Genomic DNA, 16,947 nt, shown 5'->3' on the forward strand with positions numbered 1-16,947 from the left:
GTTTCTGTGAGTTTACCTTTGACAGGAGACTCACATGGCTACGGATTTTTCACCTGAGATTTTGGACCAGCTTCTTGCCGGGGGCAGCCTCAAGCCAGAAGACTTAGCCGGCGAAGACGGGCTTTTCAGACGACTGAAGAAGGCGCTTCTGGAGCGCGCACTGGGTGCGGAGCTGACCCACCACCTTGGCTATGAGAAGGGCGACCCGGCGGGCCGCGGGTCGGGCAACAGCCGCAACGGCACAAGCAGCAAAGCGCTGTTGACGGACGACGGCGAGATCGAGATCGAGGTGCCGCGCGACCGCGCCGGCACGTTCGAACCGGTGATCGTCGCGAAGGGCCAGACCCGCTTCGACGGCTTCGACGAGAAGATCATCAGTCTCTACGGGCGGGGCATGACGGTACGGGAGATCCAGGGCCATCTGGCCGAGCTCTACGGCACCGAGGTGTCCTCCGATCTGATCAGCAAGGTCACCGACGCGATTCTCGACGAGGTCCGCGAATGGCAGAGCCGGCCGCTGGAAGCGATCTATCCGGTGGTCTTCTTCGACGCGCTCAGGGTCAAGATTCGCGATGAGGGGATGGTCAAGAACAAGGCAGTCTACGTCGTGCTGGGCATCACTGCATCGGGCGAGAAAGACGTGCTCGGGCTTTGGATCGAGCAAACCGAAGGCGCCAAATTCTGGCTCAAGGTCATGAACGATCTGAGGAACCGCGGCGTCGCCGACATCCTGATCGCCGTCGTCGACGGTCTGAAGGGCTTTCCCGAGGCGATCAACAGCGTCTTTCCCAAGGCGATGGTCCAGACCTGCATCGTGCATTTGATCCGCAACAGCCTATCCTTCGTGTCCTGGAAGGATCGCAAGGCGATCCTTCCCTCGATCAAGGCGATCTATCATGCCGAGAATGCCGACGCCGCTCTGCTCAGGCTCGAGGACTTCGAAGCCGAGTGGGGCAAGCGCTATCCCGCGATCGGGGCGGCCTGGCGCCGGGCGTGGGAGCACGTCATTCCGTTCTTCGCCTTCGCGCCGGAGATACGCAAAATGATCTATACCACCAACGCGGTCGAGGCGCTGAACCGTTCGCTGCGCAAGATCATCAAAACACGCGGCAGCTTCCCCAACGACGAGGCGGCGATGAAGCTGCTTTACCTCGCCATCAGAAATGCCGGCATCCATTGGCGACGACCGGTTGCATGGACGGCCGCAATGGGCCAGTTTGCCATCCAGTTCGGCGAGCGCTTTGCAGGCTCAGCGGACTGACCCCATGGGGTCAGTCCGCTGACCCCGCAAACCCCTCACAGAGACGCTCTTACACAAAACTTCTGACACTCCCCGCAGCCAGAGTGAATGACGACTGAACATAAGGTTCGATGAACACGCCCCACCTCATCTCGCAAGGATGCTTAGCACGAACTAACCTCTTCGTCGAGCTTGTGTGAAAGGCGCAATCGGCTTTCCTCGGAGCTCTCAGAACTGTCAGTCGGCCAACATACGTGATAGCGGAGCCGGGACTCGGTCGTTTTATCGATCACGAGATTGCCGTTTCCCGCACACCGTTTCTTTCTCCACGCAAAGTGTTTTGTCCTATGAGCCGTATCGCCACGGTCAGCGCGCGTATGGGCCAAATCATGCAATCCTCGACAACCGCCATATACGAGGTGAGAGCTGGCCCCGCAAATTCGGACAGTAGCTTGAGTGGATTTTCTGCCTGACAGCGGCGAGGATTCTTGCTGCGAATCAGGAGCGAAGATGACGAAGAAGAGCCGCCGGACGCATTCTCCGGCATTCAAGGCGAAGGTTGCTTTGGCTGCGGTCAAAGGAGACAAGACACTGGCGGAGCTGGCGCAACTGTTTGATGTTCATCCGAACCAGATCACGATCTGGAAAAACCAGCTCCTGGAAGGCGCCGCCGGCGTGTTTGGGCATGACAAGACATCGGCCGAGACGCCGGTCGATTTGAAGGCGTTGCATGCCAAGATCGGCGAGCTGGCGTTGGAAAACGATTTTTTGTCCGGCGCGCTCACCAAGGCGGGCCTGCTGAGCGCAAAGCGATGATCGACCGCGGTCATGATCTTTCTATCGTGCGCCAGGCGAAGGTCCTGAAGCTGGCTCGCAGCACGGTCTACTATGAACCTCGGCCAGTTTCGGCCGAGGACCTTGCCTTGATGCGTCGGCTCGATGAGCTGCATCTCGATTATCCCTTCGCGGGAGCGCGTATGCTGCGATCGTTGCTGCGGCGGGAGGGGGTATACGCCGGTCGCCGCCACATCGCGACGCTGATGAAGCGCATGGGGATCGAGGCGGTCTATCGTCGCCCGAACACGAGCAAGCCGGCTCCGGGTCACAAGATCTACCCGTACCTGTTGCGCGGATTGAAGATCGAGCGGCCCGACCATGCGTGGGCAATGGACATCACCTACATTCCGATGCGGCGTGGCTTCGTCTATCTCGCGGCGGTCGTCGATGTGTTCAGCCGACGGGTCCTGGCCCATCGCGTCTCGATCACAATGGAGGCGGCCTTCTGCGTCGAAGCGGTCCAGGAGGCGTTGGCGAAGCACGGCAGGCCCGCGATTTTCAACACGGACCAGGGCAGCCAGTTCACCAGCCTCGAGTTCACCGATGTGCTGCTGGACGCGAAGATCGCCATCAGCATGGATGGCAAGGGCGCCTGGCGCGACAACGTGTTTGTCGAGCGGCTCTGGCGCACGGTCAAATACGAAGAAGTTTATCTCCGCGCCTACGACAGCGTGTCCGAGGCGCGAGCGTCAATTGCCAAGTATCTGGCCTTCTACAATCAGGGACGCCCTCACTCGAGCCTTGACGGGCGCACGCCCGACGAGGCTTACTTCGGCACGCAAGCTATGGTGATGGCCGCATGACCGTCGCCGACGATTTTGTCGTCGCTCTGGTCGGGCTACGCCCTCCCGACGCAACGACAAAATCGTAAAGCCCCGCGTTCAGCATAACCCGGCAGGAATCCACTTAAATCCAGCGGGGCGCTGTCCAAACAACCGGGGCCAGCTCTGTGCGTTCTCAACAACGATGAGCGTACGGCCAATCGACAATGCCGCCATGGACCGGGCAGTGGTCGATCAACAACCTTGGGCGTCATCGCGACGCGCTGCATCCAAGGTCCTGCCAGATGGCGCCCGCATCGTCACTGTAGGCTCGGGCTCGGAACGAGAGTGGCCTTTCCGGGTACCGCCCACTATGCGGCGAGCAAGGCGGCAGTTGTCGGCTACAGCCACGGAGCTGCGCCAGACCTTGGCCGCCGAAACATCACCGTCAACGTCGTTGCAGGCGGGGATCATGGATACCGACATGTCGTCGGTGGTGCGAGAGACAGGCTTCCTCCATTCCTGATGGAATCGCATGTCAGGCGATTTGCAGATTTGGTGGAGTGGCTGCAGCGATCGTATTCCTGGCAGGACCCGCCGCCGGATTCATCACCTGTTCGGTCATCGACGTGAACGGCGGCCTGGCCTGAGAAGTTTCACAATGAGTGGGCGCAACCGCGCGTCGCAGGCGGGAGGTGCGCAGGGCGCGGTCGCCGATGTGACGAGGTTGGAGCTTGTTTGCTGGGGGAGCTCGAAGCTAGCGCCGTCCTGGTCTCTGACGGTACATGAAGCTACGGCATGCCGGTACGAGCAGTGGCGATTTTCGCTACGTATGCAGAGCTATTCAGTCGATTGACTCCGATAGGTAGCGGAATCGCCAGTATTCCGAACCGCACAAATTATTCTGTGAATTCAGGGCCGAAAAAATCCGGCGGGTATACCGTCGGGATTTGTCCGTCGGACTTGAAGATTTGTGCTTGTAGATCAACGACGAAACGTCGTCCTAGATAATTGAGTGGGAGTAGGGCATTCGGCTGGTTATGCGCGGTTTAGCGTAGCTTTGGCGTTGTGGGTCTCACTCACATGCAAAGAGAGCTGGTGGTCTCGACTTAACTCGAACGAGCTCGGCGCACCAGCACGTTTTGGCTGGCGGAGTATCTCATCGAACCACAGCGTGCAGAAGGGCTGGAGCTGCTAGAGCCGAGGCGTTCATTTGAGGCCGCCCGCCATTGGCATCGCGCTTACGGCCGCCGATTGTCCTGAAACGTGCGCATTAGATCTCATCGAGTGCGGACATTGACGCCGACTGATCGGGATTTGTATTGTGGATTTTCAAGGCTTCATTATTCGTGATATCAATGATGGCGCGTCATGAACCTAAGATCTGTCGATCTCAATCTTCTGGTCGCTCTGAACGCTCTTCTCACGGACCTTCACGTCACCCGTGCTGCCGACAGGATTGGCCTCAGTCAACCCGCAATGAGCAATGCGCTCTCCAGGCTGCGTCATATCTTCAAGGACGAGCTTCTTGTACGGACAGCCAACGGCATGCAAGCCACGCCGCGTGCGATCGAGCTGGCGGAGCCGGTGAAGCGGCTTTTGCGGCAGGTGGAGCGCCTTCTGGATAGCGAATCCGCTTTCGATCCGACCACCACGACACGTAGCTTTTCCGTGAGGTTGTCCGATCTTCTCAGCCGTCTTCTTCTTCCCGCCGTCGGCAAAACGTTGGAGACGACGGCACCCTTCGCGCAGCTCGACGTCGTGCACTATTCGCCGACGCAAACGGTAGAGGCCCTGGAGAAGGACGAAATCGATCTCGCGATCTCGATGGGTCTCGCGCATTCGAATTCGATCAAGTCGGTCGTCCTGATGAAGGATCGGATGGTGTGCGTGATGCGCGAAGATCACCCTCTGGCGCAGCGCCCCCTTACAATGGAAACGTTTCTGCAGGCGGCGCATCTCAAGGTCTCGATGTCGCCGACAGATCTGCGTTTCGTCGACGACGTGCTCGCCGGGCAAGGGCTGTCCCGCCGGGTCGCGGTCAACGTTCCCCATTGGCTGCTGGTCCCGCATGTGCTGCGGAATTCTGATCTGTTGTCGGTCATGCCCCGGCGCTTGGCCTTCGCGATGGTCTCGGAAGATCTTGCGATCAGAGACCTGCCGTTCGCGTCCGATCCCTTCGAATGGTCCATGTATTGGCACCGAAGGCACGATGGCAGTCAGGACCTGAATTGGTTGCGTTCGATCTTCGTTGATGCCACGCGAGCTCTCCCCGACAGCGACTGAGACGGAGCCGCTCCACCGACCATCTTTCGATAATTTGCGGTAAACGCAGGATTATTAGTCTGCCGAATAGTGGAATAGTGGATTCCGATTAGACGTCGCCATCCCGATCGCCATCCTGCTCCCAAACAATTTCGGTCGATCTCTGTCGACCCTTGGGAGGGATGAATGCAGGTGATTTCGGACGTACAGGTGGCATCGGTCAACGCAGGCGCTCGCCTCGACCGGCTGCCGATTTGCGGCTTTCATTGGCGGATCCTAGCGCTGATCGGCGCCGGGATGTTCCTCGACGCCTTCGACATCTACCTCGCCGGCGGCGTTCTTGGAGCTGTCCTGAAGGAGGGCTGGTCGACACTCGAACTCAACGCGGCGTTTGTCACCGCGACCTTCATCGGCATGACTCTGGGTGCCTGGTTCTCGGGCATTCTGGGCGATCGCTACGGTCGCCGTTTCTCTTATCAGATCAATCTGGCCATCTTCGGCCTTGCTTCGCTGGCGGCGGCGCTTGCTCCGTCCATGCAGGCGCTGATCGCCGCGCGCTTCGTCATTGGGATCGGACTTGGCGCCGAAATTGTCGTCGGTTACGCAACGCTGACCGAATTCGTCCCTGCATCGTCCCGCGGCCGATGGATCGGTATTCTGGCCGTTATCACCAACTTTTCACTTTTCGTCTCGTCGATGGTCGGCTTGTGGGTCATTCCGAGCCTCGGGTGGCGCTATATGTTCGGCCTCGTCGGCGTGCTGGCGATGATCGTCTGGTTCCTCCGGAAGTCGATGCCCGAGTCGCCTCGGTGGTTGGCCGCTAACGGCCGCGGCGACGAAGCCGAGGCGATCCTCGCTCGCATCGAAGCGGAAGCTGCCAAGAAGGGGCCGCTGCCGCCGGTTTCGACTGCGCAGCGTGTGGAAGACGAGGGCGGATCCGTCTGGCGCCTGTTCGCACCTCCTTACCTCGGTCGGACCTTGCTCGGCAGTCTCCTGCACATCGTCGTCGGCTTCAGCCTCTACGGCTTCATTGGCTGGTTGCCCACATTCATGGTGAAGGGTGGCCACAGCGTTGTGTCGTCGCTCGGCTACACGACTTTCATGTCTCTGGGCGGCCCGATCGGATCGCTGATCGGCTTGGCGCTGGCCGATGCGATAGGTCGTAGACCGTCGATCATCGGATCGTCGATCGCGGCGGCGGCCTTCGGTCTCGCGTATCCGTTCATGCCGGACGGCGCTCCGCTCGTCGTGATCGGCTTCCTTCTCGTCACCGCGATCTATGTGATGTTGGCTACCGGCTTCGCCATGCACGTTCCGGAGCTCTTCCCGACCCGCTACAGGCTCCGTGGCACGGCAATCTGCGCGACCGCCGGGCGCGTGACGACGGCATTGGTCCAGTTCGTCGTCATCGCGATCTTCGCATGGAAGGGGCTCGTCGGCGTGCTGGTGACGCTTGCGGGCATTCTTCTCTTCCAAGCTGTGGTCTTCATGATCTTCGGCTTCGAGACCAAAGGTCGCGCACTTGAGGAAGTCTCGGGCGCGCCGACCGGAACAGAACCCTCGGCCTCGAGAGAGAAGGTCGTCGGTATCGGAGCCTAGCGGACACGGACCACAATTAGCAGTGGGCCCGAAGAATCGCTTCGGGCTCCTTGCCGTCCAGCCGTTTGCAGAAGCTGTGACCGAACCTGTAGAGCCGCGACGATAGTCATGACATTCACGTCGCGAATGTGCGCAGAAGAACAATCCATTTCGAAAATGGCGGTGGATGCGGTCAAATCCGGATCATCCACTCAGTCAACGGGCAAAGGGAAGAAGCAATGACCGACATCCAGAAGATCAAGGACACCGTGAAGGTCTGCATGTTCGACCAGTACGGCACGGTCGTCGACATGCAGGGCGGCCTCGTCAAGATCGCGACGCCGTTCCTCAAGGAGAAGGGCTGGACCGGTAATCCGAACTCCTTTGTCACCTGGTGGCGCCGCACCCACTTCGAGAATTCGATGATCGACGCGCTGCTCCATCGCGAGCACACGCCGTATCGCGAGATCGGCCACCGTGCAGTCTCCGCGGTCATGGCCCGGGCCGGCATCAAGTACACCAAGGACGAGGTGAAGTACCTTGTGGGCGAGATCGAGAAGCTCGAATGCTTCCCGGAGGTGCCGGCGGCTCTCGCCAAGTTGCAAACCAGGTACAAGCTGGTCGTGCTCTCGAACGGCGACCGCGATATGCTCGAAACCGCCAAGAAATATCACAAGGTCCCGTTCGACAACGTCATCTCCGTCGCCGAGGCGAACTCCTTCAAGCCACACGTCGCGACTTATACGAAGGCCGCCGAGATCCTCGGTCTCAAGAAGGATCAGGTCCTCTTCGTCGCGAACCACGCCTTCGACGTGATCGGCGCCAAGTCGGCCGGCATGCGCACGGCGATGATCAACCGACGCAACCGGCCGTTCGAAGAGACGCCGCACAAGCCCGACATCACGGTCGAGACCATGAAGGATCTGGCGGATGCGATCGTCTAGTACGGAAGCTCTCTCCGGCATCAAGGTCCTGGACCTCTGCCGCGTCGTCTCCGGTCCCTTCGCCACGATGCATCTCGGCGACCTCGGGGCGGACGTCGTGAAGATCGAAGATCCCCGTGTCGGCGACGAAAGTCGCCGCTACGGCCCACCGTTCGTGAACGGGGAGAGCTCGTACTTTCTGTCGGTCAACCGCAATAAGCGAAGCTGCGCGATCGACCTGAAGTCGCCGGCGGGGCGGAATGCGGTGATTGCGCTCGCCAAGGCCGCCGACGTCGTGATCGACAACTTCCGGCCCGGGACCCTCGACAAATGGGGCCTGTCCTACGCTGCGATGAGTGCCCACAACCCCAAGCTCATCCAGTGCAGCATCTCCGGCTTCGGTCGGACCGGTCCGGATGCGAGCCGGCCCGGCTACGACCTGATCCTGCAGGGCGAGTCTGGCGTCATGGACATCACCGGAGATCCGGACGGGCCGCCCATGAAGGTCGGCACTTCCATCGCCGACCTGGTCACCGGGCTCTATGCATCGCAGGCGGTGCTCGCAGCGCTCATGAAGCGCGAGAGGAGCGGCGTCGGCGGACGGGTCGACGTCTCCATGCTGGACGCCATGGCCTCGCTGCTGACGTTCAACGCCGGCATGTACTTCGCATCCGGAGAAAGCCCGAAGCGTCGCGGCAACATTCACCCCACCATCAGTCCCTACGAAACCTTCGAGGCGATCGACGGCTGGTTCAACCTCGGCGTGGCCAACGACAAGTTCTGGTTGCTGTTCTGCGCCGTCATCGGTCGCAAGGACCTCGAAGCCGACCCCCGCTTCGACACGGCGCCCAAGCGGGCGGCGAACCGCGCTGCGCTCGCCGGGATTCTGCGCCCGATCTTCAAGTCCGAGCCGCGCGACCGTTGGCTCGAGATCTTCGGCGGAGCCGGCATTCCCTGCGGCGCGATCAGGACGGTCGGCGAGGTCTGCGAAGCGCCGCAGCTCGTTCAGCGCGACATGGTCCAGACCGTGACGCACAGAGTCGCCGGCGAAGTCAAGTTCGTGGCCCGGCCGCTGCGTTTCGACGACAAGCCTCCCGCGCCGTCCACGCCGCCGCCGACCTTGGGCGAGCACACCCTCGAGGTGTTCGAGAACTGGCTGGGATGGACGCGGAAGGAAGTGTTGGACTTCGCCTCCAAAGGCGCCTTCGGCGATGCCGCGCTGAAGCAGTCGGCCGAATAGGGGAGCAGGACGGATGCAGGAAGCGCAGGTTCGGGAGCTGATCGTGGCGGCCATGGGCGACGGCCGCCACGAATTCGGGTCGTTTTTCCTCTCGCGCTTTTTCGGGATGGCGGTCTCCTACGAAACCGACACCTGCGTCGTCTCTCTCGACGTGAAGCCCTACATGTTCAATCCGCAGGGATCGCTCCACGGCGGCGTACTGGCGACCGCCCTCGACATCTCGATGGGGCACCTCCTCAAGCATCAGTTCGGCGCTGGCGCGACGCTGGAGATGAAGGTGCAGTATTTCGCCCCGGTCCGGAGCGGCCTGGTCACCTGCCGTGCTCGCTTTCTGGAGAAGGGACGCAAGACCTTCTTCCTGCAGTCCGCGGCCCAGGACGGTTCCGGAGAGATGATCGCTCACGCGACCTCGACGTGGAAGCAACTGTGAACGACGTCGTCTCTAGGTTACGGGAGCTGCTCGGCTCCGATTGCATCACCGACCCGGCGCTGGCGGACGGATACCTCTCGGATTGGCGCGGCCTGCTTCGCGGTAGCGCAGCGTGCGTGCTACGCCCCAGAACGACGAGCATGCTCTCGCGCAGCGTTCGGATCTGCCAGGAGGCCGGCGTCGACGTCGTTCCTCAAGGCGGCAACACAGGGCTGGTGGGAGGCTCGACGCCGGACGAAACCGGCCTCCAGATTGTCGTCAGTACCGGCGCCATGAAGAAGATCCGGACCGTCGACACAGTCGACATGTCCGTCATCGCGGAAGCGGGCGCGACGATCGCCGAACTTCAGAGCGCGGCAGCGGAGGCGAACGCGCTGTTTCCCTTGTCCTTCGCCTCGGAAGGCACCGCCACGCTCGGTGGTGCGCTGGCGACGAACGCAGGCGGCATTTCTGCCGTACGGTACGGGAGCGCGAGAGATCTTCTGCTCGGAATGGAGGTCGTACTTCCCGACGGACGGATCTGGAACGGCCTGCGCACGCTCCGGAAGGACAACACCGGCTACGCCCTCAAACACCTCTTCGCCGGTTCGGAAGGAACGCTCGGCATCATCACGGCCGCGGCGATGAAGCTCGCGCCCCTGCCGGTTGGTCGCGAAGTCGCCTTCTGCGCGGTCGAGACCGAGGACAAGGTGCTGGATTTCTGGATGAAGCTGCGCGCGGCCGCGGACGGGAATGTGCGTGCCATCGAGTACCTCTCGGGCTCGTGCGTCGAGCTGGCGAAGCGCGAAGGGCTTCGTTCGCCCGTCGAGAAGGCGGATCACTACGTCCTTGTCGAACTGACTTCGAGCCGTCCGGAAGCTGGTCTGAAGGACATACTGGAAGCGTTCCTCGCCGACAGGCTCGAGGACGGCACCATCGTCGATGCTGCGCTCGCCCAGAGCGGAGAACAACAGAAGCAGATCTGGCGCCTTCGTGAAGACCAGACCGAGGTCCAGAAGAAGGCGGGACGCGACTTCAAACACGACGTCGCTGTGCCGGTGGCAAATGTGCCCGAGCTTCTGCGCCGAAGCTGCGCCGACGTCGAAGCCGGCTTCCCTGATGTGACGGTCGTTCCGTTCGGTCATGTCGGAGACGGCAACATCCACCTGAACGTCGTCCTGCCCGCGGCGCTCGGCGCCGAACGAGCCGCGGAGCAGGGCAGGCAGATCAGCCAGGCGATCTACGATATCGTGCTCTCCCTGGGTGGGACGTTTTCGGCGGAACACGGTATCGGTCGGGCCAAAGTAGGCCTGCTTGAAAGCAAAAGAGATCCAGTCGAGCTCGATCTTATGCGCCGGATCAAGGCGGCGCTCGACGAGGACGGCTCGTTCAATCCCGGCAAGATATTCCGACCATCGCAAATCGAACCCGCAGAATGACCGCTGACGGTATCGGCTGGAAGTCGGCGAAAGCCCAAGGGGAGGCCGTGCCGACTTGGTGTACGTCTAGTGCGTCGATTGATTCCGATACTTGCTGAACCTGCCAACCCTCAGAGCTTCGGAAATTTTCCTGTGAACTCAAGGGACCGAAGAATTCGGGCGGGTATACCGTCGGCATTAGACCGTCAGCTTTGAGAATTTGTGCTTGGAAATCAACGCGAAAACGTCTTCCTAAATCATTGAGTGGGAGTAGGGCGGCGGGCGGATATCGCGCGGTCTGGCGTAGTCTGGAGAAGATTGTCGATTCCTTCGTATCGAGGACGCTGATCGAAGTCGTGCTTGGACTTATCGCGGTCGAGGTCTTCAATCCACAACGATTGTCCTGACGGAGTACTGCAGCGGGCTTCAGCGTACAGAAGGGCGGGGGGCTCCAGTCTCGAGCTCGGATAAGTTTTGGCGCATAGCGAGCCTGTCATTTCGGTCCTTATCCAATCTTAACTACTCTGGCTCGATTGCACTCGATCCGGATCACTGCCACGAAGCGGGCATTCTGTCTGGTGTTCGTGGGGGATTGGAGCAGGAATTCCGGGACGCGGATCGATGAGCTTTTTGTGCAGTCTTCGTTAATCGAAAGGGCTTGGCGGGATCGTGCCGCTATAGGCGTTGGGCCCGCGTCCGTATTTGAACTAGGGATGTGTTAGATGGCGCGTCGATCTCAAAAATTGCAAGGACCGTTCCTTGCAGACAGGACAGATGTCATACAAGTCGTGTCGCGCGCGTTCGACGTGCTGCGTTGTTTCGCGAGCCCTGCAATACGGCTCGGTAATCGCGAAATCGCCGACCGCTGCGACTTGCCGCGATCAACCGTCTCTCGTCTCACCCTTACTCTCACCCGCATAGGTCAATTGGAGTATTTGCCGCAGGACCAGAAATATCGCATCGGTCCCAATGCAGCTGCAATGAGTGCGTCGCTGACGCTCGGCCCGGAGGATGAATGGGGCGAGGCGGTCCTACCACAGAGCATTAGATAGGAACGGACGATGGACCTTGGGGCTTCAATCGCTGGAAAACATGCGCTTGTTACTGGCGCCTCCAGTGGGTTGGGTGAACACTTCGCTCGGCTGCTCGCTCGCTATGGAGCGGCTGTCTCGATTGCTGCGCGCCGCATAGATCGCCTCGGCGCGCTTGCTGCCGAACTACGGGCGGCAGGATCATCTGCCGTCTACGAAGTCGTCCTTGATGTCGCTGACGAGGACTCGGTGTCACGGGCCCTCTCACACGTCGAAAGCGGGCGAGCGCCTCCCTTGGACATACTTGTCAATAATGCGGGCGTAGCCAGCTCGCAGCCGGCAATCTCCGTGGCTACGTCGGATTTCGATCGCATTATCGACACCAACTTGCGCGGTGCGTGGCTCCTGTCCAACGCGGCGGCACGGGCTTGGCTCTCTGCGAAGCGCCCGGGCGCGATTGTGAATATCGCGTCCGTATTGGGCCTTCATCCGGGGAATGGAGTGGCTCCTTATTCCATCTCCAAGGCAGGTCTAATCCAGATGACGAAGTTGCTCGCCATGGAATGGGCGCGATATGGTATCCGCGTCAACGCTCTCTGCCCAGGCTATATCGGGACGGACATGAACGCAGAGTTCTTCGCAAGTGAGCCCGGTCGAAGGATGATTGACAGGATTCCAATGCGCCGCCTGGGCAGTCCGACCGACCTCAACGGCGCGTTTCTACTTCTTGCCTCCGATGCCTCAGCGTGGATGACCGGGGCGACATTGGCCGTGGACGGGGGGCATCTCGTGTCATCTTTTTGAATGGATGGGCCACACCCGGGGCGAGATTTTCGTGGTTCTGTCGCATTCGGGGGGGGGCGACGCTCTATTGATTGAGCTGCGGAATGCCGGCTTGACACTTGCCTTCGGAAGGCAACGGTTAGGGGACCATCGGGCGAGCAAACCAGCGCCTACCTGATCTCTGACGGTAAATGAAGCTACGTCGCGCCAAGATTGGCTGTGGCGATTTGCGCTACGTATGCAGAGCTATTCAGTCGATTGACACCGATAGGTAGCGGAATCTCCAGTATTCGGAGCGGCACAAATTATTCTGTGAATTCAAGACGGAAAAATTGCGGCGGGTATGCCGTCGGGATTTTTCCGTCAGTCTCGAAGATTTGTGCTTAAAAATCAAAGACGAACCGCGGTCCGAAACAATCGAGTGGGAGTAGCGAACTCCGCTCAAGGTTCAACGGAACTGAATTGGATCGTTACTTCTGGGCGAGGCGGCGCGGCATAAATCATGGGATTTGGGGTATTCATCCATCGATCGGACTCGATCTACGATGACAGCCCCGCTGAGCAATACCAATTTCCAAGTCAATATCTACGCCGCGTCGAGGCCTGCGTCGGCGATTGGATCATTTACTACGAGCCAAGCAAGGTCGCTGAGACGCGCGGCTACTTTGCAATTGCGCGCGTTCAGCAGGTCATTCCCGATCCCGGTACTTCGGGAATGTACCTCGCTCTGATCGAACCTGGAAGTTATCTCGATTTTGCCAATCCGGTCCCTTTCAACACGGCAACTGGTCCGGTAGAGCGCGGTGTACTGAATGAGCAAGGGCGAATTTCGGGACGTGCTCAGTCGGCCGTCCGGCCGATCTCCGCGGACGATTTCAATAGAATACTCGAACTTGGTTTTGCCGAAGGTGCGCCGCTACTACCCCGAGTAGATGCCGATGTTCGATTGTCTCAACTCGACGAAAGAGAACAGGCGCCTTTCATACTCGAGCAGCAGCGCGACCGCGTCAGCCTAACGGTATCGAGAGTTTTGCGTGACCGCGTTTTTCGTCGGATCGTCTTGCGAGCCTACGACGAGCGCTGCGCCATTACCGGGTTGAAGCTCATCAATGGAATGGGGCGCGCAGAAGTGGCGGCGGCGCATATTCGGCCTGTGGAGGCAAATGGGCCGGACATCGTGAGCAATGGGATCGCTCTGTCGGGTACCGCTCATTGGATGTTTGATCGTGGCTTGATCAGCCTGTCCGATGACTTAGAAATCTTAATCTCGCGTCAAACAAACGATCTGGAAGGAGTTCGATCGGTCATCAACAAGTCCGGTCGCGCGATCGAGCCAAGAAGATCGTCGGATCGGCCTCATCCGCATTTTCTACAATGGCACCGCGAGCGTTGCTTCAAGCAATAGCAAGCGGGCAGGAGGAGCTGCCCATGCTGCTTCAACAATGACGTTCGACGGTTGCGCATGACCAATGCGCCTGTGTCGATCCGCTCAGTCTTGCCGGCAAACCTTCCGGTTGCCGTTATTTGCGCGGGGGGTAGGACATTCAGGCGTCTTGAGACCGTAGTGTGCCAACGATATCCTCCAAGGACAGTGCCCGCAGAATGCTTAAAACTCTCGACATCTGGTGACCGAGGCAGCTGGAACCAGCACAGGTAGAAAGCGTTAGCTGCGGGCCGCAACCGATGTCGGGGGCTGAGCTATGTCCAACTTACTGCCCAGTGCCTTGGATCTTGCGCGGTTTCAGTTTGCCTTTACGGTCGTCTGGCATTTCCTGTTTCCCGCCTTCACTATCGGACTGGCGAGCTATCTTGCCGTGCTCGAAGGCTTGTGGTTGTGGACTGGCCGGACGGCCTATCTTGATACCTATCGGTACTGGCTGAAGATTTTCGCAGTCGCCTTCGCCATGGGCGTCGTGTCCGGCTTGGTCATGTCATACCAGTTCGGGACGAACTGGTCGGTGTTTGCCGACAAGACATCGCCGGTGCTCGGACCGCTCCTTGGCTACGAAGTGCTGACGGCATTCTTTCTGGAGGCCGGCTTCCTGGGGGTCATGCTGTTTGGCCTTGGCCGCGTTGGTCCGCCCCTGCATTTCGTCGCGACGTGCTTCGTCGCGGGCGGCACCTTGCTCTCGGCCTTCTGGATCCTGGCAGCGAATTCCTGGATGCAAACGCCGATGGGACATGCGACGGGACCGGACGGCCAGTTCATTCCCGACAGCTGGCTCGCGATCATCTTCAATCCGTCGTTCCCCTACCGTTTCGCCCATACGGTCACAGCGGCCTACCTGACGACCGCGATGATCGTGGGCGCCGTGGGCGCTTGGCATCTCCTGCGGGACAGGATGAACGAACGCGCTCGCATCATGTTTTCAATGGCGATGTGGATGGCCGCGATCGTGGCCCCGATGCAGCTCCTGATCGGCGATCTGCATGGCGTGAATTCGTACCACCACCAGCCCACCAAGGTCGCCGCTATGGAAGGTCACTTCGAAACCGAGCGCCGCGCGCCTTCCATCCTGTTCGGCATGCCGGATGCCGAAGCCGGCGTGACTCGCGGCCAGATTGCCATTCCTGCCTTCGCGAGTCTTTACCTCACGCATAGCCTTGATGGAGAGGTCAAGGGGCTCAAGGCTTTCCCGAAAGATACATGGCCCACCAATATCCCACTCGTCTTCTGGGCGTTCCGCATCATGGTCGGTCTGGGGATTTTGATGATCATGCTGGGCGTGGCGTCGCTTTGGCTGCGTCGGCGCAACAGGCTCTATGACACGCCATGGCTCCACCGCTTTGCCGTGGCCATGGGGCCGTCCGGGCTGATAGCGGTTACCGCCGGATGGACGGTGACAGAGGCTGGACGACAGCCTTTCACCGTTTATGGACTCCTGAGGACCGCCGATAGCGTCTCGCCGATCGCCGCGCCAGCCGTCGCCGCATCGCTCGCCGCATTCGTTGTCGTGTACTTCGTCGTGTTCGGCGCGGGCATCGCTTATCTGTTCCATCTCTTCCGCCAGACGCCTGAAGCCGGCGAGCACGGACCGCCACAGGGCCAGCCGGTGCGCACGGCCGGCATTACGCCGGCGCCAGCCTTGATAGACCTGGCGCCAGAGACGCACAGAGCAGAACCGCGGCCGGCGGGGATCAGGCCATGAGCGTCGACCTCACACTGATTTGGGCCCTGCTGATCGCGACGGCCGTGTTGCTCTACGTGATGATGGACGGCTTCGACCTTGGCGTGGGCATCCTGTTTCCGGCCGAGGTGGCGAGAGCCGACCGCGATGTCATGGTCAATTCCGTGGCGCCGGTCTGGGATGGCAACGAAACCTGGCTCGTCCTGGGTGGCGGCGGATTGTTCGCCGTGTTTCCGTTGGCCTACGCGACGATTTTTCCCGCGCTTTACATGCCGCTCATTCTGATGCTGCTCGCATTGGTGTTTCGCGGGGTGGCCTTCGAAATGCGGTTTCGAGCGCGGACATCGGCCGGTGAGTTATGGTGGGACCGCGCCTTCTCATGGGGCAGCTTTGCCGCCGCATTCCTCCAGGGTGTCTGCCTTGGCGCCATCGTGCAGGGCATTCGCGTGGAGGGGCGTGCTTACGCCGGCGGCTGGTGGGACTGGCTGACGCCTTTCTCCGTTCTGACCGGTGTTGCCCTGGTTGTCGGCTATGGCCTGCTTGGCGCGTGCTGGCTGATCTGGAAGACCGACGGCGCGCTTCAGGCACGCTGCCGCAACTATGCACGCGTTCTCGGCTTTGCGACGCTCGGATTCATCGCGGTCATATCCGTGATGATGGTCATCCAAAGCCCGGCGTTCCGCGCGCGATGGCTGACGCTGCCAAACATGCTTTATGCAGCGCCTGTGCCAGTTCTCCTGGCCCTGCTGGCGTGGCGCTTTCACCGCGCGCTCGGCAAGGGCGAAGATGTGGTGCCGTTCCTGTGCGCGCTTGGCTTTTTCGTGCTGTCCTATATCGGGCTTGGCATCAGCATGTGGCCGATGATCGTGCCGCCCTCCGTTACGATCTGGCAGGCAGCCACGCATCCCAGCAGCCAGATGTTCCTGCTCGTCGGCGCGGCGGTGCTGGTGCCGGTGATCCTTGTCTATACGGGCTACGTCTACTGGATATTTCGCGGCAAGGTGCGGCACGGTGAGGGGTATCACTGATGCTGCGTGTGTCGCGAACCTGGAGGCAGCTGTTATGGTTCGTGGCGCTGTGGGCGGCAGGTGTGATCACGCTGCTGGCGATCGCGATGCCGATCCGATGGCTACTGAAGACGGGGTAGAGAAGCTGCCGATCAATTGGCGTGGTCAAAGCCGCGGCAAGGAACGCGAGCAGAAAGGACTCCCCTCGGGAAGCCCGTGCATCACCATACCGAGCGCGACCAGCGCAAGCACACTGGCCGTGAAGCCGATCGAGTAGGCTTCGCTCCGCACCACGTGCTCTCTCGTAGCGGGAGTCCAACTGGCGTG

At 60.5% G+C, this 16,947-nt stretch carries 13 protein-coding genes and 1 pseudogene; all 14 read left to right on the top strand.

Features of this window, described 5'->3' with window-relative positions:
- Positions 1-34 precede the first annotated feature (34 nt).
- The 14 genes and pseudogenes from ABIA42_RS10910 to cydB all read left to right on the top strand — a co-directional run bounded on the left by ABIA42_RS10910 (position 35) and on the right by cydB (position 16,641).
- Entirely contained in the window at positions 35-1,261 is a 1,227-nt protein-coding gene (locus tag ABIA42_RS10910) for an IS256 family transposase (RefSeq protein ID WP_370112649.1), read from the top strand.
- Positions 1,262-1,750: 489 nt separating this feature from the next.
- A protein-coding gene (locus tag ABIA42_RS10915) for an IS3-like element ISRj2 family transposase (RefSeq protein WP_109866565.1) occupies positions 1,751-2,880 on the top strand; the annotation gives its coding sequence in 2 pieces (ribosomal slippage) (positions 1,751-2,003 and positions 2,003-2,880; 1,131 coding nt in all).
- A gap of 306 nt (positions 2,881-3,186) precedes the next feature.
- On the top strand, positions 3,187-3,471 hold the full coding sequence (locus tag ABIA42_RS10920; RefSeq protein WP_370113690.1) for an SDR family NAD(P)-dependent oxidoreductase: 285 nt from the start codon (positions 3,187-3,189) through the stop codon (positions 3,469-3,471).
- Positions 3,472-4,209: 738 nt separating this feature from the next.
- On the top strand, positions 4,210-5,124 hold the full coding sequence (locus ABIA42_RS10925; protein ID WP_271528990.1) for a LysR family transcriptional regulator: 915 nt from the start codon (positions 4,210-4,212) through the stop codon (positions 5,122-5,124).
- Between the two features lie 165 nt (positions 5,125-5,289).
- Positions 5,290-6,702 carry an MFS transporter gene (locus ABIA42_RS10930; RefSeq protein ID WP_370157136.1) on the top strand — a complete coding sequence of 471 codons (1,413 nt, stop codon included), beginning with the start codon at positions 5,290-5,292 and terminating at the stop codon, positions 6,700-6,702.
- Positions 6,703-6,920: 218 nt separating this feature from the next.
- Positions 6,921-7,625, top strand: coding sequence for a haloacid dehalogenase type II (locus ABIA42_RS10935; protein ID WP_271528988.1), 705 nt, complete (start codon positions 6,921-6,923; stop codon positions 7,623-7,625).
- Complete coding sequence (locus tag ABIA42_RS10940) at positions 7,612-8,844, top strand: CaiB/BaiF CoA-transferase family protein (RefSeq protein WP_271528987.1); 1,233 nt, start codon at positions 7,612-7,614, stop codon at positions 8,842-8,844. Before ABIA42_RS10935 ends, ABIA42_RS10940 begins: the two co-directional genes overlap by 14 nt.
- Before the next feature lie 13 nt (positions 8,845-8,857).
- Positions 8,858-9,274, top strand: coding sequence for a PaaI family thioesterase (locus ABIA42_RS10945; RefSeq protein WP_271528986.1), 417 nt, complete (start codon positions 8,858-8,860; stop codon positions 9,272-9,274).
- Positions 9,271-10,692, top strand: a complete 1,422-nt coding sequence (locus tag ABIA42_RS10950) for an FAD-binding oxidoreductase (RefSeq protein ID WP_271528985.1) — start codon at positions 9,271-9,273, stop codon at positions 10,690-10,692. Before ABIA42_RS10945 ends, ABIA42_RS10950 begins: the two co-directional genes overlap by 4 nt.
- Positions 10,693-11,393: 701 nt before the next feature.
- Positions 11,394-11,675: pseudogene (locus ABIA42_RS10955) on the top strand (helix-turn-helix domain-containing protein); the annotation flags it as partial.
- Between the two features lie 57 nt (positions 11,676-11,732).
- Positions 11,733-12,506: an SDR family NAD(P)-dependent oxidoreductase gene (locus ABIA42_RS10960; RefSeq protein WP_271527507.1), complete on the top strand. Its 774-nt coding sequence runs from the start codon at positions 11,733-11,735 to the stop codon at positions 12,504-12,506.
- Positions 12,507-12,987: 481 nt separating this feature from the next.
- Positions 12,988-13,890: an HNH endonuclease gene (locus tag ABIA42_RS10965; protein WP_370113684.1), complete on the top strand. Its 903-nt coding sequence runs from the start codon at positions 12,988-12,990 to the stop codon at positions 13,888-13,890.
- A 295-nt stretch (positions 13,891-14,185) separates the two neighbouring features.
- Positions 14,186-15,634, top strand: a complete 1,449-nt coding sequence (locus ABIA42_RS10970) for a cytochrome ubiquinol oxidase subunit I (protein WP_370113682.1) — start codon at positions 14,186-14,188, stop codon at positions 15,632-15,634.
- On the top strand, positions 15,631-16,641 hold the full coding sequence (gene cydB, locus ABIA42_RS10975; protein WP_370113681.1) for a cytochrome d ubiquinol oxidase subunit II: 1,011 nt from the start codon (positions 15,631-15,633) through the stop codon (positions 16,639-16,641). The genes ABIA42_RS10970 and cydB overlap by 4 nt, the downstream gene beginning before the upstream one ends.
- Positions 16,642-16,947 lie beyond the last annotated feature (306 nt).

Origin of the sequence: Bradyrhizobium sp. USDA 327 (assembly GCF_041262065.1) — a bacterium.
Taxonomy (GTDB): domain Bacteria; phylum Pseudomonadota; class Alphaproteobacteria; order Rhizobiales; family Xanthobacteraceae; genus Bradyrhizobium; species Bradyrhizobium liaoningense.